This is a genomic window from Microbacterium istanbulense, from assembly GCF_037204145.1.
In the GTDB taxonomy this organism is placed as follows: domain Bacteria; phylum Actinomycetota; class Actinomycetes; order Actinomycetales; family Microbacteriaceae; genus Microbacterium; species Microbacterium istanbulense.
In genome coordinates this window covers 93,273-120,257 of record NZ_JBBDGN010000006.1, presented here as the reverse complement: position 1 = coordinate 120,257, position 26,985 = coordinate 93,273, and the positions used below count along the sequence as shown (strand labels likewise).

The following is a 26,985-nucleotide window of genomic DNA, read 5'->3' as shown; positions in this document are numbered from 1 at the left end:
GAGATCACTCGGCCTTCGCGGCCTCGTCCTTCTTCGCGGCCGGCTTCTTGGCCGGAGCCTTCTTCGCCGGGGCCTTCTTCGCGGCGGGCTTCTCGTCCGCGGCGTCAGCGTCCTTCTTGGCGGCCGGCTTCTTGGCCGGAGCCTTCTTCGCAGCGGGCTTCTTCGCGGCGGGCTTCTTGGCGGCCTTCTCGTCAGCGGCCTCTTCAGCCTCCGCCTCGGGCTCGTCGATGTCGCCGATGAAGGCGGACAGGTCGACGGCCTTGCCGTTGCTGTCCACGACCGAGACCTTGCTCAGGGCGACGGCGAGAGCCTTGTTGCGCGCCACCTCACCGATGAGCGCGGGCAGCTGACCGGCCTGCTGCAGAGCGTTGACGAACTCCTGCGGAGCCATGCCGTACTGCGCTGCGGACTGGATGAGGTACTCGCTGAGCTCCTCCTGCGACACCTGCACCTTGGCATCCTCGGCGATCGCGTCGAGCAGAACCTGCGTGCGGAACTGCTTCTCGCTCGCCTCGGCGACCTCAGCACGGTGCTCGTCGTCCTCGAGACGACCCTCGGACTCGAGGTGGTTGTGCACCTCGTCCTCGATGAGCTGTGCCGGCACGGGGATCTCGATCTTCTCGATCAGCGTGTCGATGAGCTGGTCGCGAGCGGCGCTGCCCTGGGTGAAGACACCCTGCTGTGCAGCGGTCTCCTCGAGGCTGGCGCGCAGCTCGGCAAGGGTGTCGAACTCGCTGGCCATCTGCGCGAAGTCGTCGTCGGCCTCGGGAAGCTCGCGCTCCTTGACAGCCTTGACGGTCACAGAGACCTCGGCCACCTCGCCGGCGTGCTCGCCACCGAGAAGGGTCGAGTTGAACGTGGTCTGCTCACCGGCGGTCAGCGACTCGATCGCCTCGTCGGTGCCCTCGAGCAGCTCGCCGGAGCCGATCTCGTAGGAGACGCCCTCGGCGCGGTCGATCTCGTTGCCGTCGATCGCGGCGACGAGGTCGAGCTCGACGAAGTCGCCCTTCGCGGCCGGACGGTCGACGGGGATCAGGGTGCCGAAGCGCGCGCGCAGCTTGTCCAGCTCGGCGTCGACGGCAGCGGCGTCGGTCTCGACCGCGTCGACCGTGATGGTGACGTCGTCAAGGGCCGGCAGCTCGATCTCGGGACGCACATCGACCTCGACGTCGACGAGCAGGTCGCCCGAGAAGTCCTTCTCGTTGGGCCACTGGGTGATGTCAGCCGACGGGCGGCCGACGACACGCAGGTTGTGCTCGGCGGCGGCCTCGCGGAAGACGCCGTCCAGCGCCTCGTTCACCGCGTGCTCGATGACGGCGCCACGACCGACGCGCTGGTCGATGATCGGAGCGGGCACCTTGCCCTTGCGGAAGCCGGGGATCTGCACGTCCTGAGCGATGTGCTCGTAGGCGTGGGCGATGCTGGGCTTGAGGTCTTCGGGGGTGACCGTGATGCTGAGCTTGACCCGGGTCGGGGACAGCTTCTCGACGGTGCTGTTGGCCATGCTGGTGTGCTCTCCTTGTTGTTTCCGCGCGGACCGCGCGGTCATGAAGTCTGGGGTCGTGGTCGGGGCGACAGGAGTTGAACCTGCGACCTCCCGCTCCCAAAGCGGGCGCTCTACCAAACTGAGCTACGCCCCGGTTGAACCCGCGCACGCGGGAACGGCCCCCACGAGTCTAACGGACAGGAGCACTCTCGCCGTCCGCTATGCTGGTGAGGTTGCTTGCGCCGAGAGCGAAGCGGCGACCGATCTCCCCAAGGGATCACCAACTGAACACAGAAATTTGGCCTGACCGGCCAAATTTGGGGATGTAGCTTAATGGTAAAGCCTTAGTCTTCCAAACTAATGACGCGGGTTCGATTCCCGTCATCCCCTCCGATTCGCGGGCCCTGTCACATAGACAGGGCCCGCTTACGTTGTGCGGGCACCTTCGCGACGCAGACGAAAAGACCCCCGGAGCGTCCTTGAGTTCTAGTGGTCGTTGCAACACCTGATCTTCGGGAGTTGCTGGTGGGGTTCGAGATTCGTGCTGATCGGTCGCCTCAGGGGCGGAAGAAGTTGCATGCTGAGCGTGCGATGTTCTTCGAGCTGGTCGATAACGGTCATGGGTTCAAGCAGGCCGCGAGAATCGTTGGTGTGACGTATCGCACGACTAAGCGCTGGCGTAACGGTGACCATCGACAGAAGCCCGGTACGGGCGTGATGCCTCCTATGAGGCCGCGCCCGTACCGGGCTTCTTTGTCGTCCAGGTTTCTCTCAGAGCAGGACAGGATCTTCATCGCGGATAGCTTGCGCGCGGGGTGGTCGCGGCGAAAGATCGCGGCTGAGCTGGGCCGGCCGGCGTCAACGATCAGTCGGGAGGTGCGTCGGAACAGTCACCCTCGCTCTGGTGACTACCGCCCTTATGCCGCGCACGATAGGGCGTTGGCGCGTCTGTCACGTCCGAAGTCAGGGAAGATTGCGCAGAATCCGGAGCTTCGTGACTATATCCAGCGCAGACTGGAGGTCCGATGGAGTCCGGAGCAGATCGCGCATGCGCTCAAGCGGGACTTCCCTGACCGCCCGGAGATGCGCGTGGTCCACGAAACGATCTACCTCGCCCTCTATGTTCAGGGTCGTGGAGAGCTACGTCGCGAACTCCACAAGGCGCTCCGGACAGGCAGGGCGCGTCGGAAGACTCGCAAACAGGCGCAGGCCCGTCAGCCGCGCTACCGCGACCCGATGGTCATGATCAGCGATCGTCCCGCCGAAGTCGACGAGCGGGCTGTTCCGGGTCATTGGGAGGGTGATTTGATCATCGGGAAGAGCAGCGGCTCCGCGATTGCCACTCTCGTGGAACGCACCACCCGCTTCACAATGCTTGTTCATCTACCCGGCGACCACGGCGCAGTCTCTGTCGGTGCTGCCTTGGCGCAGAGCATCCAGAGGTTACCTACGCACCTCCGGCGCTCGCTCACCTGGGACCAGGGCAGCGAAATGGGCAAACACCGCGCGTTCACCATGGCAACCGACATGCCCGTCTACTTCTGCGACCCTGCATCACCCTGGCAGCGAGGATCGAACGAGAACACGAACGGGCTCCTCCGCCAGTACTTCCCCAAAGGAACAGACCTATCAAAGCACTCCGCTGAGACCCTCGAGCTCGTCGCACACGAACTCAACACACGCCCCCGCAAGACCCTCAACTGGGACACCCCTGCAATGAGGCTCGTGGAGCTCCTCGCCGCAAGCGGAAGCTAACAAGCGTCATATCGCGTGAGTGCCGTCAGGCAGCTTGAAACCCTCGTTCTTTGTCCCCCATTTGGCCTACAGACAGCCGCTTCTCGCGGGCAATCGATTCTGATTCTGCGCTCCGATGATGGGACGCACAAGGAGTTAGGAACCTCATGGTGTCGAAGAGACGAGTCATGGCAGGATCGATCGCTGCCGTACTGGCCCTCGGAATTGCGGGAGGTGGCGGCTACCTTGCAGGACGATCAAGCGTTCCCGATGTCGTCCCCGCGACTGCCGATCCGCAGCAAGCTCAGGTCGCGGCAGTCTCGAACCCGGCAGGTGACGTGGAGAATCTGGACCCGCAAGAGGCGGAGCAGTTCGCAGAGAACTCGACACCGATCGCAGAAGAAGATGTGCAGTTTGAAGAGAATATCGATCTGACTGTGGAACAGATTGCCGACCGGACGGAGGAGATGGCGGACGCCTACGAAGTTGGAGAGCCTCTGAGCCCGGAAGACTTGGAGTTCCTCCGCGCCTACATGGTCGACGAATCCGTGGACTCCGGCCCCACGGTCACAACTGCAAACTACTCCGCAGACTCAGACGAGCCGAACATCGAGCTCGCGGCCAGCACGACGGGAAAGATCAATAGGAGCAAGACTGCTTTCGGTACCTCAGTGAGCCAGGTTGGTAGTTTCTCACTCAAAGTCGGAGAACCTAACCCGTTTGCAAACTCATGGTCGACAAGCTTCACCGCTAAGAAGACTTCAGGCACGTCCTTGACGAAGATCAAGGCACAGGTGAATGTTCAGGGGTATGGGGCCGTGACTCAATGGCCGTTCGTCGGCAAGGTTTACGAGACAAGCCAGAGCTCAACATCTGGAGCTAACGTACAGTCCTGGAGCTTCAATCGGAGCGGCAGCTTCGGTGGAGTTATTCTGAACCTGGAGATCCAGACATACGCCTACTTCTGGAACAGCAAGGGAAGCTTCCAGCTCCCCTAAGGAGAAAATCATGGGATCGCTATTCAGTTGGACCAGCCTCATCCTCCTCGTGTTGATCGCGATAGTCGTGATCGCGCTCGTCTGGGTAGCCCTCCGCGCCTTGGCTAAGACGATCAGACGCAGGAGAGCACGAAAGAATCCTTCACTATCCTCATCGTCTCAGCCTGGAACCTGAGTCCTCGACTCAAGACAGCGCCCCTCCCAAGCTCGCAAGCTCAGGAGGGGCGCTGTTTGTATGATCGGAGCACGTTGTGTTGCAACGACTCCTGGAATCCGCCGTCAGCTCCGGGGGTCTTTCTCTAGATCAGATCAGGCCTGGCCGCGTCGTTCGCGCAGCTGGGTCAGAGCATCTTCGAGAAGCTGCTCCGCCTCTTCATCGGTACGACGCTCCTTCACATACGCGAGGTGCGTCTTGTACGGCTCGGCCTTGGCCAGCTCCGGCGGGTTCTGCTTGTCACGACCGGCAGGCAGGCCCGTGTGCGGGTGGTCGATCGTGTCGGGGATCTCCTCGTCGGGGAGCCCGGCGGCGAAATAGCGGACGGTCTCGTTGCCGAGGCCATCCCAGTACGACACGGCGATGCGGTCTGCGTGGTAGCCGTGGTCCTGCTCGCCCATCGGGCCCGATCCGACGCGCGTACCGCGGATCGCGTTTCCTCCGGTGGCCATCAGATCACCTGGAACTTCGTGATCAGGCCGAGCGCGACGATCGACACGAACCACACCAGGGCCAGCACGATCGTGAACCGATTCAGGTTCCGCTCGGCGAGACCGGACGAGCCGACCGTGGCCGACATACCGCCACCGAACATGTCGGACAGGCCGCCACCGCGACCCTTGTGGAGAAGGATGAGGAGGGTGAGCAGAACACTGCTGATGCCCAGCACCACCTGCAACACGAACTCAAGAACTGGCACGAGTAAAGCCTTTCGATCGGGCCGGACGGCCCGCGTAACGGTCAAGTATACGGGGAGACGGGGGCGAACCCCCGTCCCCTCACACGCCGACGTGCTTCTCGAAGCGCACGATCGCCGCGAACTCGTCCACCACGAGGCTGGCACCACCGACGAGCGCGCCGTCGACGTCGGGCTCACGCAAGAAGCTCGCGATGTTCGTCGACTTCACCGATCCGCCGTACAGCACGCGCGTCCGGGCGGCGGCATCGGCATCCAGCGACTCAGCGATCACGCCGCGAAGTGCCGCACACACGTCCTGCGCCTGCTGCGGCGTCGCCGCCTGCCCGGAGCCAATCGCCCAGACCGGCTCGTAGGCCACGACGATGTTCGCGGATGCGGGAACACCGGCGAGAGCGGCCTTGAGCTGGCCTGCGGGAACCGCGCTGGCGCCGAACTTCTCGAGATCCTCCGCCGTCTCGCCGACGCAGATCACCGGGACGAGCCCGTTGCGAAGCGCGGCCTGCACCTTGGCGGCCACGACCTCGTCGGTCTCGTTGTGGTACTCACGACGCTCGGAGTGGCCGATGATGACGTAGGTCACACCGAGCTTGGCGAGGAACGCACCGGAGACCTCACCGGTGTAGGCACCGGAGTCGTGCGCCGAGATGTCCTGCGCACCGAGCGCGAACGGGATCTTGTCGGCGTCGATCAGCGTCTGCACCGAGCGGATGTCGGTGAACGGCGGGAAGATCGCCACCTCCACCGAGTCGCCCTCGTGTCCGGCATCCTTCAGCGTCCAGTGCAGCTTCTGCACCGTCGCGACCGCCTGCAGGTGGTCAAGGTTCATCTTCCAGTTCCCCGCGATCAGCGGGGTACGTGTCGTCACTGCCATCCGAGCACCTCCAGGCCGGGAAGCTTCTTACCCTCGAGGAATTCGAGGCTGGCGCCTCCACCCGTCGAGATGTGTCCAAACTGGTCGTCGGTGAAGCCGAGCTGACGCACGGCGGCTGCGGAGTCTCCGCCCCCGACGACGGCGAGGCCGTCGACCTCGGTGAGCGCCTGGGCGACGGCCTTGGTGCCACCGGCGAAGGCGGGGAACTCGAACACGCCCATCGGGCCGTTCCAGAAGACCGTCTTCGATCCGCGGATGAGCTCCGCGAAACGCGCGGCGGTCTCCGGTCCGATGTCCAGGCCGATGCCGGATGCCCCGAAGGAACTCGACTCGATGGCGTCCGCCGGCACGACCTCGTGGGCCGCGTCGGCTGCGAAAGCCGATGCCACGACGATGTCGGTGGGCAGCACGAGTTCGACGCCGCGCTCCGCGGCCTCGGCGATGTAGCCGCGCACCGTGTCGAGCTGGTCGGCCTCGAGCAGGCTCGCGCCGACCTCGTAGCCCTGCGCCTTGAGGAACGTGAACAGCATCCCACCACCGATGAGCAGACGGTCCACACGCGGCAGCAGGTGCGAGATGACACCGAGCTTGTCGCTGACCTTCGAGCCGCCGAGCACCACCGTGTAGGGGCGCTCCGGGCTCTCGGTGAGCCGGTCGAGCACGTCGAGCTCGGTCGCGATCAGCAGGCCCGCCGCGGAGGGCAGCAGCTCGGCGAGGTCGTAGACACTCGCCTGCTTGCGGTGCACGACGCCGAAACCGTCCGAGACGAGCGCATCGCCCAGCTCAGCCAGCTGCTCGGCGAAAGCACGACGCGTCGCGTCATCCTTCGCCGTCTCGCCGGGGTTGAAGCGGAGGTTCTCCAGCACGACGACGCCGCCATCCTCCAGGGATGCGACGGCTTCGTGTGCGGACTCCCCCACCGTGTCGCGTGCGAACGCGACCGGCTTGCCGAGCAGCTCCGACAGCCGCTGAGCCACCGGCTCGAGGCTGTACTTCGGGTCGGGTGCCCCATCGGGGCGGCCGAGGTGCGAGGTCACGATGACCCGCGCGCCGGCGTTGATGAGCGTGTTCAGGGTCGGCAGAGAGGCGCGAACACGGCCATCGTCCGTGATGACCCCGTCCCGGAGGGGGACGTTCAGATCACAACGGACGATGACGCGCTTGCCTTCAAGCGACCCCAGCGATTCGAGGGTGCGCAGGGTCATGTGTTCAGAGACGCTCGGCGACGTACTCGGTCAGGTCGACGAGACGGTTGGAGTAGCCCCACTCGTTGTCGTACCAGGCCGACAGCTTGACCTGGTTGCCGATGACGCGCAGCAGACCGGCGTCGAAGATCGACGAGTGCGGGTCGGTGACGATGTCGCTCGAGACGATCTCATCCTCGGTGTACTTCAGGATGCCCTTGAGGGGACCCTCGGCGGCAGCCTTGTACGCAGCCTTGATCTCCTCGACGGTGACCGGGTTAGCCGTGGTCACGGTGAGGTCGGTGATCGATCCGGTGGGAACCGGAACGCGCAGCGCGAAGCCATCGAGCTTGCCCTTGAGCTCGGGCAGGACGAGGCCGATCGCCTTGGCGGCACCGGTCGAGGTCGGGACGATGTTCACGGCGGCGGCACGCGCGCGACGCAGGTCGCTGTGCGGACCGTCCTGCAGGTTCTGGTCGGCCGTGTAGGCGTGGACCGTCGTCATCAGACCGGTCTCGATGCCGAAGGCGTCGTTGAAGACCTTCGCCAGCGGCGCGAGGCAGTTCGTGGTGCACGAGGCGTTCGAGATGATGTTGTCGGTCTCGGGGTTGTAGGTGTCCTCGTTCACGCCCATGACGATGGTGACGTCGTCACCGGTCGCGGGAGCCGAGATGAGAACCTTCTTGGCGCCGGCCTCGAGGTGCTTCTTGGCGAGCTCCGCCTTGGTGAAGAAGCCGGTCGACTCGATGACGATGTCGACACCCAGCTCGCCCCAGGGCAGGTTGGCGGGGTCGCGCTCGGCGAAGGCCGCGATGCGGTGGCCGTTGACCGTGATGCTCTCGTCGTCGTACGTCACGTCGGCGTCAAGACGGCCGGTGATCGAGTCGTACTTCAGCAGATGTGCCAGCGTCTTGTTGTCCGTGAGGTCGTTGACAGCGACGATGTCGATGTCTGCGCCCTGCGCGAGTGCCGCGCGGAAGTAGTTGCGTCCGATTCGGCCGAAGCCGTTGATACCGATCTTGACAGACACTCAGGTCTCCTGTTTCTCGTGCGCTATTGCGCTTTCTGTTCAGAGAAGGCGTGGACATCGGCGTCCCGACGGGCATTTCGCCCATCGGGACGCCCGTCTTGGTTACGAGAGTACCAGCAGGCCTGCCGTCTTCTCACGAGCCGCTTCGAAGCGCTGCGCGACGTTCTCCCAGTTGGCGATGTTCCACGCGGCCTTGACGTAATCGGCCTTCACGTTCAGGTAGTCGAGGTAGAACGCGTGCTCCCACATGTCGAGCTGGAACAGCGGCACCGTGCCCTGCGCGGTGTTGCCCTGCTGGTCGAACAGCTGCTGCGTGAGCAGGCGCTGACCGATCGGGTCCCAGCTGAGCACAGCCCAGCCGGAGCCCTGGATCCCCATGGCGACGGCGGCGAACTGTGCCTGGAACTTCTCGAAGGAGCCGAAGTACTCCTCGATCGCGGTCTTCAGCTCACCCTCGGGCTGGCCGCCGCCCTCGGGCGAGAGGTTGGTCCAGAAGATGGAGTGGTTGACGTGCCCGCCGAGGTTGAACGCGAGGTCCTTCTCGAGCTTGTTCACGTTGGCCAGGTTGCCGCTCTCCCGTGCCTCGGCGAGAGCCTCGACTGCGGCGTTGGCGCCGGCGACGTATGCCGCGTGGTGCTTGTCATGGTGCAGTTCCATGATCTTGCCACTGATGTGCGGTTCCAGAGCCGCGAAGTCGTAGGGGAGGTCGGGGAGCGTGTAAATCGCCATGTCGAATTCATCCAATCCGCGCCGCGCCGCGGCGCTTGCCGATCCTCTGCGTCGCCGTGGTGCGCCGCAGAGCGGACGTCTCTCATCCTAGTGAGGTGAACGTCGCCGGGCGGAGGAACCTTCCCGTGTGACAGAACCCGCGCGCGTCGCTCAGTCGTCGAGACCTGCAGGCACCGCGGCCTCGGTGCCGGGGATGCCGTCTTGCTGCGCGCGCTTGTCAGCCATAGCCAGCAGGCGGCGGATGCGGCCGGCGACAGCGTCCTTGGTCAGCGGCGGTTCGGCGTGGTGACCGAGCTCGTCCAGGCTGGCGTCGCGGTGCGCGAGACGCAGGTTGCCCGCCATACGCAGGTGATCGGGGACGTCATCACCGAGGATCTCGAGAGCACGTTCGACACGGGCGCACGCGGCGACGGCGGCTTGCGCTGACCGGCGGAGGTTCGCGTCATCGAAGTTCACCAGGCGGTTCACGCCGGCGCGCACTTCGCGGCGCTGACGCATCTCTTCCCAGGCGGCGGCGGTACGGCGCGCACCCATGATACCGAGGATCTGGCGGATCGACTCGCCCTCACGCACGACGACGCGCGGCATGCCGCGCACCTCGCGTGCCTTGGCGGTGACACCCAGACGGTGTGCGGCGCCGACGAGGGCCATTGCGGCCTCGCCCGAAGGGCAGGCGATCTCGAGCATGGCCGAGCGGCCGGGCTCGCTGAGCGATCCGGCGGCGAGGAAGGCGCCGCGCCAGATGCCGGCGAGCTCTTCCGGGTTGCCGGTGGTCAGGCGGTTGGGCAGACCGCGCACCGGGCGGCGGCGCGGGTCGAGCAGCCCGGTCTGGCGCGCAAGGGTCTCACCTGCGGCGATGACGCGGACGGCCCAGCGCGCTCCATCGTTCGGGCCGCCGGCGTGGGCGCTGCTGGCCTTCACCTGCGCGATCTCGGGGCGCACACCGTAGATCTCCGCGAGATCGCGGGCGACACGGCGGGCGAGGGTCTCTGCATCCACCTCCGCCTCGACGGCGACACGGCCGGCGATCGAGTGCAATCCGCCGGCGAACCGAAGAATCGTCGTCACCTCCGCGACACGCACCTGCGGCGGTGCATTTCGGATGCTGACGAGTTCGGCCTTGACGTCGGTGGTGAGTGCCACGAGTCTCCTTCACGCTTGCGCGCCGGATCGCGACGCAAGGGAATAGCCTACAAGGCTCAGCCGGTTTCTACTCGCGCCCGAGGTCGCGATGGCGCACGTTCACGGCCACGCCGGGCTCTGCCGACAGGCGCTTGGCGAGCTCGATCGCCGTGGCGACCGAGCGATGTTTGCCACCCGTGCAGCCGATCGCGACAGTGGAGTGGCTCTTGTTCTCGCGCTGGTAGCCGGCCAGGACCGGCCGCAGAGCTGCCGCGTAGGCGTCGAGGAACTCCTCCGCGCCGTCACGGGAGAGGACGTAATCGCTCACAGCCGCATCCTGACCGGTGAGGCTGCGCAGGTCTTCGTTCCAGAACGGGTTGGGCAGGAACCGCATATCAGCCACGAGGTCGACGTCGGTGGGCAGCCCGTACTTGAAGCCGAAGCTCATCAGCGTGAGCCGGTGCCTGGCGTCCCCTGCCTCGGTGAACAGATCGGTGACCTGGGTCACCAGCTGGTGGATGTTGAGATTCGAGGTGTCGATCACCAGGTCCGCGGACTCGCGGATGACCGCGAGTCGCGACCGCTCGGTACGGATACCGTCGAGCAGCGTGCCGTCGGCCTGCAGCGGGTGCGGCCTGCGCACCGACTCGAACCGTCGCACGAGCACGTCGTCGGAGGCATCGAGGAAGAGCACCTTGACCGAGCCTCGGCGGCGCAGCGCCTTGGCGACGCCGGGAAAGTCGTCGAACAGACCGCGACCACGCACGTCGACCACGGCGGCGACCTTGGGCAGGTTGCTGCCGCCCATGTCGGTGAGGTCGAGCAGAGGCGGCAGGATCTGCGGCGGAAGGTTGTCGACCACGTACCAGCCGAGGTCTTCCAGCGCGTTCGCGGCGGTGCTGCGCCCGGCCCCCGACATTCCCGTGACGATCAAGAACTCGCCCTTGTCGGCGGCGGCCATGGTGTCTCCCTCCGTGGATCTCCAGCCTAGCGAGTGCTGCCGTCCCCCGGCGTCGCCAGGTGCGCATGGATGGCAGTCGCGAGGGCGGGGCCGATGCCCGCGACCTCGGTGATCTGATCGGGCGTCGCTCCGCGCAGAGCCGCGACCGAACCGAAGTGCTTGAGCAGGGCCTTGATGCGGGATTCCCCGAGACCGGGCACCTCAGAGAGCACGGTCGTGATGTCACGCTTGCGGCGTCGCCGCTGGTGGGTGATGGCGAACCGGTGTGCCTCATCGCGCAGGCGCTGCACGAGGTACAGCGCCTCGCTGGTGCGCGGCAGGATGACCGGATAGGGGTCGCCCGGAACCCAGAGCTCTTCAAGACGCTTGGCGATGCCGCACAGCGCAATCTCGGGGTGACCGCTGTCGCGCAGCGCACGCGCCGCTGCCTCGACCTGCGGCTGGCCGCCGTCGACCACCAGCAGCTGCGGACGGTAGGCGAACCGGGGGCGGCGGCGCGGGGTGCTCACCTCACCGTCGTCCGTGGGATCCGAGTCCCCTTCGCCCTCAGCATCTGTCTCGCTGTCGCCGCCGGCGACGGGATCTGCGTCGAGGTATGCGAGGCGGCGCATGAGCACCTGATACATCGAGTCGGTGTCGTCGGTGGTCTCGGCGATGTTGAACGACCGGTACTGGTCTTTGCGCGGCAGCCCGTCTTCGAAGACGACCATGGAGGCGACGACGTTGGTGCCACCGAAATGCGAGATGTCGAAGCACTCGATGCGCAGCGGCGCCTCATCAAGCCCGAGGGCCTCCTGCAACTCGGTGAGCGCGAGGGTGCGGGCGGTGTAGTCGCTGGTGCGGCGGGTCTTGTGTCGCAGCAGCGCCTGCTGCGCGTTCAGCGTGGCCGTGCGCATGAGCTCTGCTCGCTGTCCGCGTTGCGCGACCGCGACCTCGACCTTGCGTCCGCGGCGCTCGCGGAGCCACACCTCGAGTTCGTCGGCGTCGTCGGGAAGGGTCGGCACCAGCACCCGACGCGGCACGTCGACGCCGTCACCGTAGGCGCGCTGGAGCACCTGGTCGACGAGTTCGGGCCCGGAGATGTCCAGTTCCTTGTCGATCGTCGTCGCGCGGACACCGCGCACCCGCCCACCGCGGATGACGAAGTGCTGCACCGCGGCGGCCAACTCGTCTTCGGCGATGCCGAACAGGTCGGCATCCTCATCGGAGGGCAGCACGAGCGCGCTCTTGCTGAGCACTGCGTCGATCGCCTGCAGTTTGTCGCGGAAGCGCGCGGCCGACTCGTAGTCCATCGCCGCCGAGGCGGACTTCATGCTCTGCGTCAGCTCGCGGCGGAAGCGCTCGTCGCCGCCCGCCATGAAGGCGATGAAATCGTCGACCATGGCCCGGTGCTCGGCGATGGTCACCTTCATCGAGCAGGGTCCGCCGCATTTGCCGATCTGACCGGGGAAGCAGGGCCGCCCGGTCGCCATGGCGCGCTTGTAACTGGCGTCGCTGCAGGTGCGGATGGGGAACGCCTTGACCATGAGATCGATGGTCTCGTGCACGGCCCACACCTTCGGGTAGGGGCCGAAGTAACGCGCACCCGGAATCTTGCGATTGCGCGTGACCATGACTCGCGGCGCCTCGTCGGCGAGGGTGATGGCCATGAACGGGTAGGACTTGTCGTCCTTGTAGCGGACGTTGAACGGCGGATCGAACTCCTTGATCCACATGTACTCGAGCTGCAGCGAATCGACGTCGGTCGGGACGACCGTCCATTCGACCGAGGCCGCCGTGGTGACCATGCGGCGGGTGCGCTCGTGCAGCGTTCGCAGGGGCGCGAAGTAGTTCGACAGCCGCTGCCGCAGGTTCTTTGCCTTGCCCACGTAGAGCACCCGGCCGTCGGCGTCGCGGAACCGGTAGACGCCGGGGTCGGTGGGAATCTCTCCGGTGCGCGGCTTATATGGCAGCACGTCGGCCATCAGCTGGCCTTGCGTGCGGCTCGGCCTCCGCCGAGGATCTCGGCAAGGAACTGCCCCGTGTGGCTGTCCTCGACCGCGGCGATCTGCTCCGGGGTGCCGGTGGCGATGATCTCGCCGCCCCCCGATCCGCCTTCGGGTCCGAGATCGATGACCCAATCGGCCGACTTGATCACGTCGAGGTTGTGCTCGATGACGATCACCGTGTTGCCCTTGTCGACCAGGCCGCCCAGCACCTCGAGCAGCTTGCGCACGTCTTCGAAGTGCAGACCCGTGGTCGGCTCGTCGAGGACGTAGATGCTGCGCCCGTTGCTGCGTCGCTGGAGTTCGGTGGCGAGTTTGACGCGCTGCGCCTCGCCGCCGGAGAGCGTGGTCGCCGACTGTCCGAGACGCACGTACCCCAGGCCCACGTCGACGAGCGTGCGGAGGTAGCGGTGAATGGCCTGGATCGGCTCGAAGAACTCCGCTGCCTCTTCGATCGGCATCTCGAGCACCTCGGCGATGTTCTTGCCCTTGTAGTGCACGGCGAGCGTGTCGCGGTTGTACCGCTTGCCGTGGCAGACCTCGCAGTCGACGTAGACGTCGGGCAGGAAGTTCATCTCGATCTTGATCGTGCCGTCGCCGGAGCACGCCTCGCAGCGGCCACCCTTGACGTTGAAGCTGAACCGCCCGGGCAGGTAGCCGCGCACCTTCGCCTCGGGGGTCTCGCTGAACAGGGTGCGGATGCGGTCGAACACGCCGGTGTAGGTGGCCGGGTTCGAGCGCGGCGTGCGACCGATCGGTGCCTGATCGACATGCACGACCTTGTCGAGGTTGTCGAGACCCGTGACCCTCGTGTGCTTGCCCGGCACCGTGCGGGCGCCGTTGAGCCTGGCGGCGAGCACCTGGTACAGGATGTCGTTCACGAGCGACGACTTGCCGGACCCACTCACACCGGTGACGGCCGTGAGGACCCCGAGCGGGAAGTCGGCCGTGACGTTCTTGAGGTTGTTCGCCCGTGCACCGACGACGCTGAGCATGCGCTTGCGGTCGATCTTGCGACGCTTCTTCGGTGTCGCGATCTCGCGGCGCCCGGAGAGGTATTCGCCGGTCATCGAGGCTTCGTCGGCGAGCAGCGCAGAGTAGGGCCCGGAGTGGACGACCTCTCCCCCGCCGACGCCAGCGCCCGGTCCGATGTCGACGACCCAGTCGGCCGCCTCAATGGTCTCTTCATCGTGTTCGACGACGATGAGGGTGTTGCCGAGGTCGCGCAGGGTGAGCAGCGTTTCGATCAGGCGCCGGTTGTCGCGCTGGTGCAGACCGATCGACGGCTCATCGAGCACGTAGAGCACGCCGGTGAGCCCGGAACCGATCTGCGTGGCCAGTCGGATGCGCTGGGCTTCGCCGCCCGAGAGCGAGCCGGCGGAACGGCTGAGGTTGAGATAGTTCAGGCCGACCTGCAGCAGGAAGTCCAGACGCAGGCGGATCTCTCGGAGCACCTGCGCGGCGATCTTCGCCTCGCGGTCGGTGAGCACGAGCTCCTCCATGAAGTCGCGGGCATCGGCGAGACTCAGGTGCGACACCTCGGCAATCGAGTGCCCGTGCACGAGCACCGCGAGCACCTCCGGCTTGAGCCGGTCACCGTTGCACACGGGGCAGGGCACCTCGCGCAGGTACTCTCCCCAGCGGTTGCGCTGGTTGTCGGATTCTGCCTGCAGGTACTGGCGCTCGATGTAGGGCACGACACCCTCGAAGCCCGAGGCGTACCGCATCTCACGGCCATAGCGGTTCTTCCACTTGACCGTGACCTTGTAGTTCTCGCCACGCAGCACGGCCTCGCGCACGTCGGAGTGCAGTTCACGCCACGGAGTGTCGAGCGAGAAGTCGAGGTCACGCGAGAGGCCCTCGAGCAGTCGCTCGTAGTACTGGAAGAGCCCCTTGCCCTGGGTCGTCCACGGCAGGATGACGCCCTCACGAATCGACAGGTCTTCATCACCGAGCATCAGGTCGACGTCGACCGACATGCGGGTGCCGAGCCCTGAACATGCGGGGCAGGCGCCGAACGGCGCGTTGAACGAGAAAGTGCGCGGCTCGACCTCGGTCAGCGTGATCGCGTGACCGTTCGGGCATGCGAGCTTCTCGGAGAAGGACTGCCATGCGGCATCCCCCTCTTCATCGACGAAGTTGACCTGCACGACGCCACCCGCGAGACCCAGCGCAGTCTCGACCGAGTCGGTGACCCGGCCGAGGATGTCGGGCGACGCCACCAGGCGGTCGACGACGACGGCGATGTCGTGCTTGTAGCTCTTCTTGAGCGCCGGCGGCTCGGAGAGCTGGATCAGCTCGCCGTCGACGATTGCCCGCGAGTATCCCTTTGCTCCGAGCTCTCGGAACAGGTCGACGAACTCGCCCTTCTTCTGTGTGACGACGGGAGCGACGATCTGATAGCGGGTGCGCTCGGGCAGTTCCATGAGCTGATCGGCGATCTGCTGCACCGTCTGACGCTGGATCTTGGCGCCACACACTGGACAATGCGGAACACCGATTCGCGCCCACAGCAGACGCATGTAGTCGTAGATCTCGGTGATCGTGCCCACCGTCGAGCGCGGATTGCGGTTGGTCGACTTCTGGTCGATCGAGACTGCCGGGCTGAGTCCCTCGATGAAGTCGACGTCAGGACGGTCGACCTGCCCGAGGAACTGTCGCGCGTAGGCGCTCAGCGACTCGACATACCGACGCTGCCCCTCGGCGAAGATCGTGTCGAACGCGAGGCTGGACTTGCCAGAGCCGGATAGCCCGGTGAAGACGACGAGCGAGTCGCGCGGGATGTCGATGTCGACGTTCTTGAGGTTGTGCACGCGGGCACCGCGAACACTGAGCTTGCCGGGCGTGGCGACGGGAACAATAGGCACCCGTCAAGTCTAAGAGGGGCCACCGACATCGGCTCTGTGAGGGCCGATGCCCGAGCGCCTTAGCGTGCCGCCGGAGCGCGACCCGCGAACGGAGCGAGCCCGTCACGCAGCGTCGCCACGGACTCGAGGTCCATGCCGACGGCGGCCATCACCTGGCGCGGCACGTCGAGCGCGCGGGCGCGAAGCGCAAGGCCGGCATCGGTGAGGTCGATGTCGAGTCGTCGCTCGTCCTCGGTGCTTCGGGTACGGCGTACGAGGCCTTCTTTCTCCAGGCGCTTGACCAGCGGCGAGGCGCTGGCCGGTTCGAGGGCGAGGTCGGTGGCCAGATCGTTCAGCGAGCGGGGCGCCCGCTCCCACAGCGCCAGCATCACCAGATACTGCGGGTGCGTGAGCCCCAGCGGTTCAAGGATCGGGCGGTAGATCGCCACCACGTTGCGTGCGGCCGTCACCATGGCGAAGCACAGCTGGTTCTCCAGGCGCAGCAGGTCATCGTCGTCGGAAGTCATGTTCAGACTATACACACGCACAAATAGTTAGTACACTAAGCATCATGACGAAGAACCCGGAACACGTCCCCCTCCGCACCCGCGTCCGTGAGGCGGGCGGTTGGTACGCGTATCTCAACTCGCGTCTGATCCGCTATGCCGGCCCCGCCTCCGTGGGCCCGTACGAGGCCACGCCTCCCCCGTCGGCCGCCGAACGCGCAGAGCGCGCCTGCCCGCTGTGCGGACACGCGATGAACGAGCATGAGATCGACCGCACGGGCCCGAAGACCCTGGTGCACTGCCCCTGAGGGGTTCAGCCCAGGCCGAGGTTCTCGCGCGCGGCATCCAGCCAGAACATCAGTTCGTCGTCGTCAGCGATCGCCGCCGGCGACACGTCGAGCCAGCTGTTGCCCATCACCTTCGCCCCCATCTGCGCCGGTGCGGCGCCGGGGCGGCCGACCAGCACGGCCCCTTGCTCGTCACCGACGCGGATCAGCAGCACGCCCCCGCCGCGTGACGCCGCGAGGATCTTGCCATCGACGAGAAATGCTCGACTGCCGAACATCCGCTTCTCTTCGAGGGCGAGCTCCGCCCCCACGAGCGCACGGATGCGGTCGGCGAGTTCCATCCCTGCGTCATCCATGCGCATGCCCACCCCTCCGCAGACACCCGTCAGGCGTGTCCGGCCTTCTCCATCGCACGAAGTTCCTTCTTGAGATCCTGCACCTCGTCACGCAGCCGGGCGGCGAGCTCGAACTTCAGCTCGGCCGCGGCGGCCAGCATCTGGTCGGACAGGTCGGCGATCGTCTCCTCGAGCTGCACCGCCCCCTCTGCCGCGATGCCGTCTCGCCGCAGGTTCGGGGTGGGCGACTTGCCCTTGCCGCTCTTGGTCGACCGTCCACGTCCCGCGCGCATGTCTGCCGTATCGGCAGCCTCACGGGCGAGCACCTCCGTGATGTCGGCGATTCGCTTGCGCAGCGGCTGTGGGTCGATCCCGTGCGCGGTGTTGTACGCGACCTGCTTCTCGCGTCGACGGTCGGTCTCTTCGATCGCCGTGCGCATCGAGTCGGTCATGTTGTCTGCGTACATGTGCACCTCGCCCGACACGTTGCGCGCCGCGCGACCGATCGTCTGGATGAGCGAGGTACCCGAGCGCAGAAAGCCCTCCTTGTCGGCGTCGAGGATCGCCACGAGCGACACCTCGGGCAGGTCGAGACCCTCACGCAGCAGGTTGATGCCGACGAGCACGTCGTAGACGCCCGCTCTCAGCTCGCTGAGCAGCTCCACCCGGCGCAGCGTGTCGACATCGGAGTGCAGATAGCGCACCCGTACCCCGTGCTCGCCGAGGAAGTCGGTCAGCTCCTCGGCCATCTTCTTGGTCAGCGTGGTGACCAGCACGCGTTCGTCGCGCTCGACGCGCAACCGGATCTCTTCGAGCAGATCGTCGATCTGCCCCTTCGACGGCTTGACCACGATCTCCGGGTCGACCAGACCGGTCGGACGGATGATCTGCTCGACAACGCCGTCAGCGATACCCATCTCGTACTTGCCCGGTGTCGCCGACAGATACACCGTCTGCCCGATCCGGTTCTTGAACTCGTCGAACCGCAGCGGGCGGTTGTCCATCGCACTCGGCAGCCGGAAGCCGTGCTCGACGAGCGTGCGCTTGCGCGAGGCGTCACCCTCGTACATCGCACCGATCTGCGGCACCGTCACGTGCGACTCGTCGATCACGAGCAGGAAGTCGTCGGGGAAGAAGTCCAGCAGCGTGTGCGGCGGCTCCCCCGCCTCGCGCCCGTCGAGGTGCCGGGAGTAGTTCTCGATGCCGGAGCAGAATCCGAGCTGCTGCAGCATCTCGAGATCGAAGGTCGTCCGCATGCGCAGCCGCTGTGCTTCGAGCAGCTTGCCCTGGCGCTCGAGCTCGGCGAGTCGCTCGGCGAGCTCGGTTTCGATCGTGCCGATCGCGCGCTGCACGACATCCGTTCCTGCCACGTAGTGCGAGGCAGGGAAGATCGGCACGGCGTCGAGCTTCGCGATCACCTCACCCGTGAGCGGATGCAGCGAATAGAGGGCCTCGATCTCGTCGCCGAAGAGTTCGATGCGGATCGCGTGCTCTTCGTAGACCGGGATGATCTCGATCGTGTCGCCGCGCACGCGGAAGTTGCCGCGCGAGAAATCGACGTCGTTGCGGTTGTACTGCATCGCGATGAACTGGCGAATGAGGGCATCACGGTCGTACCGCTCGCCCACCTGCAGAGCGACCATCGCGCGCAAATACTCTTCCGGAGCGCCGAGACCGTAGATGCACGAGACGGTGGACACGACGACGACGTCACGGCGTGAGAGCAGCGAGTTCGTCGTCGAATGGCGCAGCCGCTCGACCTCCGCGTTGATCGAGGAGTCCTTCTCGATGAAGGTGTCCGTCTGCGGGACGTATGCCTCGGGCTGGTAGTAGTCGTAGTACGAGACGAAGTACTCGACGGCGTTATGCGGCAGCAACTCGCGGAACTCGTTGGCCAGCTGCGCGGCGAGCGTCTTGTTATGCGCCATCACGAGGGTCGGGCGCTGCACCTGCTCGATCAGCCATGCCGTCGTCGCAGACTTGCCGGTACCGGTGGCACCCAGCAGGACGACGTCGGTCTCACCCGCGTTGATGCGTGCGGCGAGATCGGCGATGGCCTGCGGCTGATCGCCCGCCGGCATGTATTCGCTGACGACCTCGAACGGCCGGACACTTCGGGTGGGTTCCATACCCTCCAGCGTAGGCGGAGCCACGGACATCGGGACGGCGTCGGCAGCTCGGCCTAGAGTGGACGCGTGATCGAGTTCATCATCGGCACCAGCCTCGCCGCCTCCGCTGGCCTGAACGCATGGATGCCGCTGTTCCTGCTCGGTCTCTCCGATCGCCTGATCCCCGCGGTCGAGCTTCCGTCATCGTGGGCATGGATCTCCAGCGACCTCGCGCTCTGGATCATCGGGGCGCTCCTCGCCCTCGAGATCGTGGCGGACAAGATCCCCGCTCTGGACTCGATCAACGACGTGGTCCAGAGCATCATGCGCCCGGCTTCGGGCGGCATCGTCTTCGGCGCGGGCACGAGCGCGCAGACGGTGGCGGTCGACGACCCGGCGGGGTTCTTCAGCCAGAACACCTGGGTGCCGATCGTCGTCGGCATCGCGATCGCGCTGGTCGTGCACGCCGCGAAGTCGGCGACCAGGGTGGCGGCCAATGCCGTCACGGGTGGCCTGGCGGCCCCGGTGCTCAGCACCGCCGAGGACGCGGCGTCGTTCTCGCTCGCTGCCGCGGCGATCATCGTGCCCATCGTCGCCGGCCTGCTGCTGATCGGCCTGATCATCACGGTCATCGTGCTGATGCGGCGGTGGCGTCGCAGGCGTGAGGCGAAGGCCGCTGCGGCGCACGGCTGACCCCGGTCAGGCGCCGTTCCGAAGTCGTTCCCACAGCGCATCCACCTGCGCGTGCGTGTGCTCCAGCGAGCCGGTCGTGTCGATCAGCACATCCGCGACCGCCCGTCGCTGCTCGTCGCTGACCTGAGCGGCAATGCGGGCGCGTGCCTGCGCAGCATCCATCCCGCGCAGCTCGATGAGCCGCTGCTCCCGCAGCGCGGCGGGCGCGTCGGCGACGATGATGAGGTCCCACGGGTCGTCGACCCGCGCCTCCACGAGCAGCGGCACGTCGTAGACAACGACCGCGTCAGCATCCGCCGCAAACGCCTCGGCGAACCGCCGCGCGGACTCCGCTCGCACGGCAGGATGCACGATGGCGTTCAATCGGGCGAGTGCCTCCTCGTCCCCGAACACCCTGGCTCCCAGCGCCGCCCGATCAAGTGCGCCGTCGGCGGTGATCATGGCGGAACCGAAGTCCTGGGCGATACGCGCCAGCACGTCGGTGCCGGGCGCCTGCACATCGCGCACGATCTGATCCGCATCGACGATCACGGCACCGTGCTCAGCGAGGCGAGCGGCGATCGTCGACTTTCCCGACGCGATGCCGCCGGTGAGCGCGAGGAGAGGCATGGCTCCATCCTGACACGCGCCGAGCCCACCACGCCCGCGCCTGATTAGCATGGAGGCATGCCGCGGCGTGCACACGACTACCGGGGGCTCACTCAGCTGAGCCGCCTTCGTCTGCTCCGCGCCATCCAACGCACGCCGGGGCTGCTGCTCAGCGAACTGGCAGAGATCGCCGAGCTGCACACCAACACGGCGCGCGAACACCTGCGGGTGCTCGAAGACGAGGGTCTGGTGCGCAGTGAGACCCAGCCCACCGGAGGTCGGGGCCGGCCGCCGATCGTCTATCTCCCGGTGCGCGAGGCTGACAGTTCCCCCGCGGCCTCGCGACGGGTGGCCGCAGCGACCGCGAGCGGCGATGCCCTCCGGCGGATGTCTCCCGATCTCGACAGCAGCGCCGACCTCGGCACCGCGGCAACCCACCAGCTCGACGCGCTCTACGAGCATCTCGAAGATGCCGGGCTGCAGCCCGACCTCGATGAGCGCGAACTCACCATGACTCTCGCCCCCTGCCCATATCACCGGGCGGTGGAAGAGGATCGACCGCTGGTCTGCTCGGTACACGCGCGGCTCGTGCAGGATGTGCTCACGCAAGTACCGGGCCCGATCGAGCTGCGCCGAGTCGATCCGTTCGTCACCCCGCACAGCTGCGTGATCGCACTGGGGATGAAAGGCGAGGCGACCCGCGTGCCGCGCACGCGGCGCCCCGCGGCCGCACCCGACGAAGGTCACTGAGCGCCGCCTAGACTGGCGAGAGGCGATGTCGGAGGTGACCGCATGGGCGGGGTGGCGCGAGTGATCACGGTGTCCGATCGCGCCGCCGCCGGAGTCAGGGACGATCGGTCCGGCCCGCTCGCCGCCGAGCTGCTCCACGCGGCCGGCTGGGCGAGCACCGTCGTCGTCGTGCCCGACGAACGCGAACAGATCGCGGATGCCGTGCGCCACGCCGTCGCCGAGGGCGGGCGTCTGGTGATCACCACCGGCGGTACCGGTCTGAGCCCCCGTGATGTCACGCCCGAGGCGACCGCTCCCCTGCTCGATCGCGCCGTGCCTGGTATCGCCGAAGAGATCCGGCGGGTCGGGTCCGTGCACGTGCCGACGGCGCTGCTCTCCCGCGGTCTGGCCGGTGTGCATGGCGGTGCACTGGTGGTGAACCTCGCCGGCTCCCCCGGCGCCGTGCGGGACGGCATCCCCGTGGTGCTGTCGTTGGCCGACCATGTGATCGCCCAGCTCGACGGAGGGGATCACCCGTGATCACGATCGCCGAGATCGCATCGAACCCACTGGATGTCGCCGCCCACCTCACGGCGGTCGCCGATCCGCGCGCCGGCGCAACGGCCCTGTTCGTCGGCACCGTCCGTGATCACGACCCGGGAGCGGACGGCGAAGTGGTGCGGCTGGAGTACAGCTCGCATCCGGATGCCGCGCAGACCCTCGCAAACCTCGCGGCAGAGCTCGACGCCCCCGACCTGCGGATCGCGATCACCCACCGCATCGGCGATCTCGCCGTCGGCGATGTCGCCATCGTGTGCGCGGTCTCGAGCGCGCACCGCGCCGAGGCCTTCGACGTGAGCCGTGCGCTGGTGGAACGCGTAAAGGTGGCACTCCCGATCTGGAAGCGACAGGTCACCGCCGACGGCGAAGGATCGTGGGTGGGGCTGTGAGCGTCTTCGACGGACCCCTGGTCGACCGGTTCGGGCGCGTGCACCGCGACCTGCGCATCTCGCTCACCGACAAGTGCAATCTGCGCTGCACCTATTGCATGCCCGCCGAGGGTGTTCCCTGGCTGGCAAAGCAGAACCTGCTCACCACCGACGAGATCGAACGCGTTGCCCGCGTGCTCGCGCGCCTGGGCATCGTGGAGATCCGCCTGACCGGCGGTGAGCCCCTCTTGCGCCCCGACGTCGTCGACGTCGTGCGACGGCTCAGTCGGATCGACGGCGAGGACGGCCCGCTGCAGGTGTCGATGACGACCAACGGCATCCGACTCGACCGCGTGATCGACGAGCTCGTCGAGGCGGGTCTGGAACGCCTGAACATCAGCCTCGACACGGTGCGCCCCGAGCGGTTCGCCGAGCTGACCCGCCGCGACCGCCTGGAAGACGTGCTGCTGGGCATCCGCGCAGCGCAGGACTCCGGTCTGCGGCCGCTGAAGATCAACACGGTGGCGATGCGTGATGTCAACGACGATGAGTTCTGCGATCTCCTGCGCTTCGCTCAGGCGCATGACGCCCAGCTGCGATTCATTGAGCAGATGCCGTTGGATGCAGGGCACATCTGGACCCGGCAGCGGATGGTTCCCGGCGAGGAGATTCTCGCGAAGCTGTCGGCGGAGTTCGAGCTCAGCCCGGTCGGTGCGCGGGGCGCGAGCCCCGCTGAGGTGTTCCGCGTCGACGGCGGAATGACAACGGTCGGCGTCATCGCCTCGGTCACGGCCCCCTTCTGCGGATCGTGCGACCGGGTGCGGCTGACCGCGGACGGTCAGGTGCGCAACTGCCTGTTCGCTCGCGAGGAGTCCGACCTGATCGGTCTGCTGCGCGCCGGCGGCACCGACGAGGACGTGGCACGGATGCTGCGCCAGAACATCGAAGGAAAGCGGGCCGGGCACGGGATCGATGACCCCGGGTTCCTGCAGCCCGACCGCCCGATGTCGGCGATCGGCGGGTGAGGGTCAGCCGCCGGCGAACGGTGGCAAGACGTCGACCGTCGCCGTGTCTGGCACGCGCGCGTCATCGCCGAGCCGCTCACCGTCGACGAGCACAGCGCAGCGGGCCAGCACCCGGGTGAATTCGGCGCCGTGTTGTTCGGCCAGCCGCTGCCGGAGGATGCCGAGCGTCAGGGAATCGTCGATCTGCTGCTCTTCACGTCCGGCTGCTTCGGCCGCACCGGCGAAGTATCTGATCTTCATTCCTGCTCCGGAATGCGGGCCCGCACGGTGGCGGCGGCATCCTCGAAGGGCATTCCTCCGGCCACCGCGAGTCCCACGAGATAGGTCGTGATCGGCCCGGCGGGGCGCATGACGCCATGGGCGACGTCTCGGGTGAGGTCGAGCAGGGCTCCGACGGGGGCGTCACGCGCCACGCCGAGATCGCCGGCGAGGTCGGCCGCCCATCGCGCGAGGTGGTCCGGAGTGTCAGTCATGTGACCGGTCCCTTCTGTCTTCGTCCATCGTGCCGTGTTCCTGCGCGGCACGGTAGGCGGCGATGTCATCCCAGGTGTCGAGGTCGCTGGAGGCCCCTTCGGCATCCCTCACGCGCATGATCGTGAGCGGCGCGATCAGACGCCGCAGCGAGGCGTTCGTCGGCTCGCCCAGCGCCGCCAGCGCCCGGCGCAGTGCGCTGACGCGGTAGAGGCCCGCGAGGGGCTGATCGTGCCCATCGGCATCCTGCAGGATCACCGCATCCACCTCCTCCGGGAACCCCGCCCGCTCCACCTGCCGCACGATGTCGGCGGCGCGTGGAAGATCGCTGGCGAGCAGCCAGACGCGCTCGGCCCCGGCGACGAGTGGGAGCGCCGCCGCGAGCCCTGCGACCGGCCCTCCGAATGGAGGCTGCTCACGCACCGTGCGGATGCCGGGACCGCCGAGTGCATCCGGCCCGGCGATGACGATCGGGGCGCACCCGGCCACGGCCGCGCACACCGAGGCGATGAGCGGCATGCCGCCGATCTCGATCTGCGCCTTGTCGGCCCCGCCCAGACGCGACGCGCGCCCGCCGGCGAGGATGATCGCGGCAGGGGGTCCGGCGACAGTCACCGCACCCAATCCCCGCTCTTGCCACCGGTCTTGCGGATGAGCGCGATGTCGACGATCTCGACGCGCTTGTCGAGACCCTTGACCATGTCGACGATGGTGAGCGCGGCGACGCTCACCGCAGTCATCGCCTCCATCTCGACGCCCGTACGATCTGCCGTGCGCACGGTGGCGGTGACCTGCACGCCGTCCGCGACGAGCTCAAGGTCGACCGTCGCCCCATGCACACCGATTATGTGGGCGAGAGGGATGAGCTCGGCGGTGCGTTTCGCGCCCTGGATGCCGGCGATGCGTGCGACGGCGAACACATCACCCTTGGGCGTCGTGCCATCGCGGAGCGCCGCCAGCACGACCTCGGAGCATCGCACCTTCCCGGTGGCGGTGGCGCTGCGGATCGTCGGCTGCTTCTCGGTCACGTCGACCATGCGCGCGTGGCCCTGATCGTCGAGGTGGGTGAAGTTCATGCGAGCACCTGCGTCTCTGACACCATCAGTACGGTCACGGAGTCTCCTTCTTGCACCCGCTCGGTTTCGGCGGGGATCACGGCGAGATCGCTGGCGCGGGCGAGTGAGGCGACGAGATGCGACCCGCTCCCCCCGGCGCTGGCAGGCAGCACGACGCCAGCGTGAATGGTCACCGGCAGCACCTGGGTCCGCCCGGGCGGGCACCGCCACGACGTTCCAGCGGGCAGAACCACCTGTCGCCGCTCGAGGTCGCGATGGCCCGCGAGGCGTCGTACAGCGGGGCGGACGAAGATCTCGAACGACGCGGCCACGCTCACGGGGTTTCCCGGCAGGCAGAACACGAGCGCACCGCTCTCGGCGACACCGAAGCCCTGTGGTTTGCCGGGCTGCATCGCCACACTCTCGAAGCGCACCGGGGTCTCGTCCGATCCGGCGCCGTCGAGCACGGACTTCACCACGTCGAACGCGCCGACACTGGCACCACCGGACAGCACGATGAGGTCGGCATCGATGCGGTCGAGCTCTGCCCGCAGGGCAGCGTCATCATCGGCCACCGTGCTCACGTGCACGACCTGGGCGCCTGCGGCGGTGAGCGCGGCGGTGAGCAGGTGCGAGTTCGATTCGGGGATCTGCCCGCGCTGCGGCGTGTCGCCCGGCGCGATGAGCTCGGAACCGGTGGAGATCACGGCGGCGCGCGGTGCAGGGATCACGAGCACCTCATCGTGTCCGGCCGAGGCGATCGACGACAGCTGCCAGGGACCGAGCACCGTTCCCGCGGTGACGACGACGGTTCCGGCTGCGGCGTCCTCTCCGCGGCGACGGATGTGTACGCCGGCGACGGGTGCCTGGGTGATCACGATGTGCGATGGCGGTTCCGCGCCGAGGAACACCCCGTGATCGGTGTGTTCCACCGGAACGATCGCGGTGGCATCCGACGGCACGGGCGCACCCGTCATGATGCGGACGGCTTCGCCGGCGCGGACGGGCGGATCATCCGCCGAACCGGCCGGCACGTCGGCCACGACCCGCAGACGCGCGCCGACGACAGCATCCTCGGTACGGACGGCGTATCCGTCCATCGCCGAGTTGTCGAACAAGGGCACCGGCCACCGGTTGGTGACGTCTTCGGCGAGCACCAGGCCGAGGGCACGCTCGAGCGAGTGGCGCCGGGGCGTGAGCGGGTGGGCCGCGGCGAGGATGCGTCCGCGATGCGTTTCCAGCGGAATCATGCGTCGCTCCCCACCGTCGAGCGGTGGCGGCGCTGCCAGGCCGCGTAGCCGCCGTCGAGCAGCCGAATGTCGGCCGCCGGATGCTCCGTCTGCAGGGCATCGGCCGCGAGTCGCGCGCGCGGACCGAGCTGACAGTAGATGACGATGACCGCATCGGTCGGCACCGCACGAGGATCCGTGCGCAGCTGTCCCAACGGGAGCGAGACCGCGCCCGGGATGCTTCCGGCGGCGAACTCCTCGGGTTCGCGGACGTCGAGTAGAAGTGTGGGCCCCAGCCGATCCAGATCATCGAAGCTCACGCGGGTGTGTCCCCCCTCGGAGGCCGGTGGCTGCGGAGCAGGGCGGAGGGGAATCTCACGCGTCCGCGCGGAGAGCGCATCAATGACGAGCATCCGCCCGACGAGCGGCTCGCCGATCCCGACGATCAGCTTGACCGCCTCCGCGGCGAGGATGCCCCCGAGCTGGCCGCACAGGGCACCGAGTACCCCTGCTTCCGCACACGACGGAACCTCGTCGGGCGGTGGCGCGGTGGGGAAGACATCGCGAAGGCGCAGGGGCTGCCCGCTGGACGGCCGCGACCAGAACACCGTCGCTTGGGCATCGAAGCGCAGCACGGAGCCCCAGACCAGTGGCAGCCCGAGGCGATCCGCGGCATCCGCGACGTCGTACCGGGTCTCGAACGTGTCCGTGCCGTCGATGACGAGATCGTAGCCGCGCAGCAGCCGCTCCGCGTTGGCCGACGTCAGGCGCTCATCGTGCCGCACGACCTGCGTGTGCGGCGACAGGGACTGCACGCGCTCCGCGGCGACCTCGGCCTTCGGCCGCCCGATGTCCGTGGTCGCGAACAGCACCTGACGCTGGAGGTTGGACGCATCCACGACATCGTCATCGCCGATCCCGATCACCCCGACGCCCGCGGACGCGAGGTACTGCAGGACAGGTGAGCCCAGGCCGCCCGCGCCGATCACGATCACGCGTGCGGCACGCAATCGACGCTGCCCGAGGTCACCGATCTCGGGCAGACGCAGCTGCCGCGCCGCGCGTTCGCGCTCGTCAGCGGGGAGCGCGTCGGCGGGTGCCACCAGCGGTGCGAAGGCCATGTCTCCACGCTACCGGGCGGCCACGCCGCGCGGCTCGGCGACCGAGCCG

General features: G+C 67.2%; 29 protein-coding genes and 2 tRNA genes. 9 read left to right on the top strand and 22 right to left on the bottom strand.

The window, feature by feature from the left end:
- Positions 1-4: 4 nt before the first annotated feature.
- Together tig and WDU93_RS08040 are read right to left on the bottom strand one after the other, a co-directional pair.
- A complete protein-coding gene (gene tig, locus WDU93_RS08045) occupies positions 5-1,504 on the bottom strand; it encodes a trigger factor (protein ID WP_337319361.1) in 1,500 nt (499 codons plus the stop codon).
- A 59-nt stretch (positions 1,505-1,563) separates the two neighbouring features.
- Positions 1,564-1,640: transfer RNA gene (locus tag WDU93_RS08040), tRNA-Pro, on the bottom strand.
- Between the two features lie 165 nt (positions 1,641-1,805).
- On the opposite strand from WDU93_RS08040, the gene WDU93_RS08035 reads away from it, so the two are divergent.
- The 3 genes from WDU93_RS08035 (at position 1,806) to WDU93_RS08025 (ending at position 4,218) form a co-directional block, all read left to right on the top strand.
- Positions 1,806-1,876: transfer RNA gene (locus WDU93_RS08035), tRNA-Gly, on the top strand.
- A 201-nt stretch (positions 1,877-2,077) separates the two neighbouring features.
- Positions 2,078-3,241 carry an IS30 family transposase gene (locus tag WDU93_RS08030; protein ID WP_420064052.1) on the top strand — a complete coding sequence of 388 codons (1,164 nt, stop codon included), beginning with the start codon at positions 2,078-2,080 and terminating at the stop codon, positions 3,239-3,241.
- A gap of 167 nt (positions 3,242-3,408) precedes the next feature.
- Positions 3,409-4,218 carry a SurA N-terminal domain-containing protein gene (locus WDU93_RS08025; protein WP_337319359.1) on the top strand — a complete coding sequence of 270 codons (810 nt, stop codon included), beginning with the start codon at positions 3,409-3,411 and terminating at the stop codon, positions 4,216-4,218.
- 309 nt (positions 4,219-4,527) lie between these two features.
- Here the strand turns inward: WDU93_RS08025 and WDU93_RS08020 are convergent, their stop codons facing one another.
- From WDU93_RS08020 to WDU93_RS07970, 11 genes are all read right to left on the bottom strand, one after another.
- Positions 4,528-4,884, bottom strand: a complete 357-nt coding sequence (locus tag WDU93_RS08020) for an RNA polymerase-binding protein RbpA (protein ID WP_337319357.1) — start codon at positions 4,882-4,884, stop codon at positions 4,528-4,530.
- Complete coding sequence (gene secG, locus WDU93_RS08015) at positions 4,884-5,132, bottom strand: preprotein translocase subunit SecG (protein WP_337319355.1); 249 nt, start codon at positions 5,130-5,132, stop codon at positions 4,884-4,886. Before secG ends, WDU93_RS08020 begins: the two co-directional genes overlap by 1 nt.
- 79 nt (positions 5,133-5,211) lie before the next feature.
- The gene (gene tpiA / locus WDU93_RS08010; RefSeq protein ID WP_337319352.1) at positions 5,212-6,003 is read right to left on the bottom strand and encodes a triose-phosphate isomerase; all 792 of its coding nucleotides are present in this window, start codon (positions 6,001-6,003) and stop codon (positions 5,212-5,214) included.
- A complete protein-coding gene (locus WDU93_RS08005) occupies positions 5,994-7,208 on the bottom strand; it encodes a phosphoglycerate kinase (protein WP_337319350.1) in 1,215 nt (404 codons plus the stop codon). The genes tpiA and WDU93_RS08005 overlap by 10 nt, the downstream gene beginning before the upstream one ends.
- A 4-nt stretch (positions 7,209-7,212) precedes the next feature.
- Positions 7,213-8,217: a type I glyceraldehyde-3-phosphate dehydrogenase gene (gene gap / locus WDU93_RS08000; RefSeq protein ID WP_337319348.1), complete on the bottom strand. Its 1,005-nt coding sequence runs from the start codon at positions 8,215-8,217 to the stop codon at positions 7,213-7,215.
- 102 nt (positions 8,218-8,319) lie between these two features.
- Positions 8,320-8,946: a superoxide dismutase gene (locus WDU93_RS07995; protein ID WP_337319346.1), complete on the bottom strand. Its 627-nt coding sequence runs from the start codon at positions 8,944-8,946 to the stop codon at positions 8,320-8,322.
- A 150-nt stretch (positions 8,947-9,096) separates the two neighbouring features.
- Complete coding sequence (gene whiA / locus WDU93_RS07990) at positions 9,097-10,089, bottom strand: DNA-binding protein WhiA (RefSeq protein ID WP_337319344.1); 993 nt, start codon at positions 10,087-10,089, stop codon at positions 9,097-9,099.
- Positions 10,090-10,156: 67 nt separating this feature from the next.
- Positions 10,157-11,029 carry an RNase adapter RapZ gene (rapZ, locus tag WDU93_RS07985; protein ID WP_337319342.1) on the bottom strand — a complete coding sequence of 291 codons (873 nt, stop codon included), beginning with the start codon at positions 11,027-11,029 and terminating at the stop codon, positions 10,157-10,159.
- A 26-nt stretch (positions 11,030-11,055) separates the two neighbouring features.
- Positions 11,056-12,993, bottom strand: a complete 1,938-nt coding sequence (uvrC, locus tag WDU93_RS07980; RefSeq protein WP_337319341.1) for an excinuclease ABC subunit UvrC — start codon at positions 12,991-12,993, stop codon at positions 11,056-11,058.
- Entirely contained in the window at positions 12,993-15,881 is a 2,889-nt protein-coding gene (gene uvrA, locus WDU93_RS07975; RefSeq protein WP_337319338.1) for an excinuclease ABC subunit UvrA, read from the bottom strand. The genes uvrC and uvrA overlap by 1 nt, the downstream gene beginning before the upstream one ends.
- Before the next feature lie 59 nt (positions 15,882-15,940).
- Positions 15,941-16,387, bottom strand: a complete 447-nt coding sequence (locus WDU93_RS07970; protein ID WP_337319336.1) for a MarR family winged helix-turn-helix transcriptional regulator — start codon at positions 16,385-16,387, stop codon at positions 15,941-15,943.
- Positions 16,388-16,431: 44 nt separating this feature from the next.
- On the opposite strand from WDU93_RS07970, the gene WDU93_RS07965 reads away from it, so the two are divergent.
- On the top strand, positions 16,432-16,674 hold the full coding sequence (locus tag WDU93_RS07965; RefSeq protein ID WP_337319334.1) for a hypothetical protein: 243 nt from the start codon (positions 16,432-16,434) through the stop codon (positions 16,672-16,674).
- A gap of 5 nt (positions 16,675-16,679) precedes the next feature.
- Here the strand turns inward: WDU93_RS07965 and WDU93_RS07960 are convergent, their stop codons facing one another.
- Positions 16,680-17,015 (bottom strand): TfoX/Sxy family protein, encoded by a 336-nt coding sequence (locus WDU93_RS07960; RefSeq protein WP_337319332.1) that lies wholly within the window; start codon positions 17,013-17,015, stop codon positions 16,680-16,682.
- Positions 17,016-17,038: 23 nt separating this feature from the next.
- Positions 17,039-19,117: an excinuclease ABC subunit UvrB gene (gene uvrB, locus WDU93_RS07955; protein ID WP_337319330.1), complete on the bottom strand. Its 2,079-nt coding sequence runs from the start codon at positions 19,115-19,117 to the stop codon at positions 17,039-17,041.
- Positions 19,118-19,183: 66 nt separating this feature from the next.
- Here uvrB and WDU93_RS07950 point away from each other — a divergent pair, with 66 nt between their 5' ends.
- Positions 19,184-19,789 carry a DUF4126 domain-containing protein gene (locus tag WDU93_RS07950; RefSeq protein ID WP_337319328.1) on the top strand — a complete coding sequence of 202 codons (606 nt, stop codon included), beginning with the start codon at positions 19,184-19,186 and terminating at the stop codon, positions 19,787-19,789.
- A 6-nt stretch (positions 19,790-19,795) separates the two neighbouring features.
- Here WDU93_RS07950 and coaE read toward each other — a convergent pair whose 3' ends face one another.
- Positions 19,796-20,398 (bottom strand): dephospho-CoA kinase, encoded by a 603-nt coding sequence (coaE, locus tag WDU93_RS07945; protein ID WP_337319326.1) that lies wholly within the window; start codon positions 20,396-20,398, stop codon positions 19,796-19,798.
- Positions 20,399-20,455: 57 nt separating this feature from the next.
- Between coaE and WDU93_RS07940 the strand changes: the two genes are divergently transcribed.
- The 4 genes from WDU93_RS07940 to moaA are packed head-to-tail and all read left to right on the top strand — an operon-like array spanning position 20,456 to position 23,060.
- Complete coding sequence (locus WDU93_RS07940; RefSeq protein WP_337319325.1) at positions 20,456-21,127, top strand: helix-turn-helix domain-containing protein; 672 nt, start codon at positions 20,456-20,458, stop codon at positions 21,125-21,127.
- A 42-nt stretch (positions 21,128-21,169) separates the two neighbouring features.
- Positions 21,170-21,646, top strand: a complete 477-nt coding sequence (locus WDU93_RS07935) for a MogA/MoaB family molybdenum cofactor biosynthesis protein (RefSeq protein WP_337319323.1) — start codon at positions 21,170-21,172, stop codon at positions 21,644-21,646.
- On the top strand, positions 21,643-22,056 hold the full coding sequence (locus WDU93_RS07930; protein WP_337319321.1) for a molybdenum cofactor biosynthesis protein MoaE: 414 nt from the start codon (positions 21,643-21,645) through the stop codon (positions 22,054-22,056). Before WDU93_RS07935 ends, WDU93_RS07930 begins: the two co-directional genes overlap by 4 nt.
- Entirely contained in the window at positions 22,053-23,060 is a 1,008-nt protein-coding gene (gene moaA, locus WDU93_RS07925; protein WP_337319319.1) for a GTP 3',8-cyclase MoaA, read from the top strand. The genes WDU93_RS07930 and moaA overlap by 4 nt, the downstream gene beginning before the upstream one ends.
- 3 nt (positions 23,061-23,063) lie before the next feature.
- Here moaA and WDU93_RS07920 read toward each other — a convergent pair whose 3' ends face one another.
- The 6 genes from WDU93_RS07920 to WDU93_RS07895 are packed head-to-tail and all read right to left on the bottom strand — an operon-like array spanning position 23,064 to position 26,936.
- Positions 23,064-23,300, bottom strand: a complete 237-nt coding sequence (locus tag WDU93_RS07920; protein ID WP_337319317.1) for a MoaD/ThiS family protein — start codon at positions 23,298-23,300, stop codon at positions 23,064-23,066.
- Complete coding sequence (locus WDU93_RS07915) at positions 23,297-23,533, bottom strand: DUF6457 domain-containing protein (RefSeq protein WP_337319315.1); 237 nt, start codon at positions 23,531-23,533, stop codon at positions 23,297-23,299. Before WDU93_RS07915 ends, WDU93_RS07920 begins: the two co-directional genes overlap by 4 nt.
- A complete protein-coding gene (gene mobA / locus WDU93_RS07910) occupies positions 23,526-24,146 on the bottom strand; it encodes a molybdenum cofactor guanylyltransferase (RefSeq protein ID WP_337319314.1) in 621 nt (206 codons plus the stop codon). Before mobA ends, WDU93_RS07915 begins: the two co-directional genes overlap by 8 nt.
- On the bottom strand, positions 24,143-24,607 hold the full coding sequence (gene moaC, locus WDU93_RS07905) for a cyclic pyranopterin monophosphate synthase MoaC (RefSeq protein WP_337319312.1): 465 nt from the start codon (positions 24,605-24,607) through the stop codon (positions 24,143-24,145). Before moaC ends, mobA begins: the two co-directional genes overlap by 4 nt.
- Positions 24,604-25,836: a molybdopterin molybdotransferase MoeA gene (locus WDU93_RS07900; protein ID WP_337319310.1), complete on the bottom strand. Its 1,233-nt coding sequence runs from the start codon at positions 25,834-25,836 to the stop codon at positions 24,604-24,606. The genes moaC and WDU93_RS07900 overlap by 4 nt, the downstream gene beginning before the upstream one ends.
- Entirely contained in the window at positions 25,833-26,936 is a 1,104-nt protein-coding gene (locus tag WDU93_RS07895) for a ThiF family adenylyltransferase (RefSeq protein WP_337319308.1), read from the bottom strand. Before WDU93_RS07895 ends, WDU93_RS07900 begins: the two co-directional genes overlap by 4 nt.
- Between the last annotated feature and the right edge of the window lie 49 nt (positions 26,937-26,985).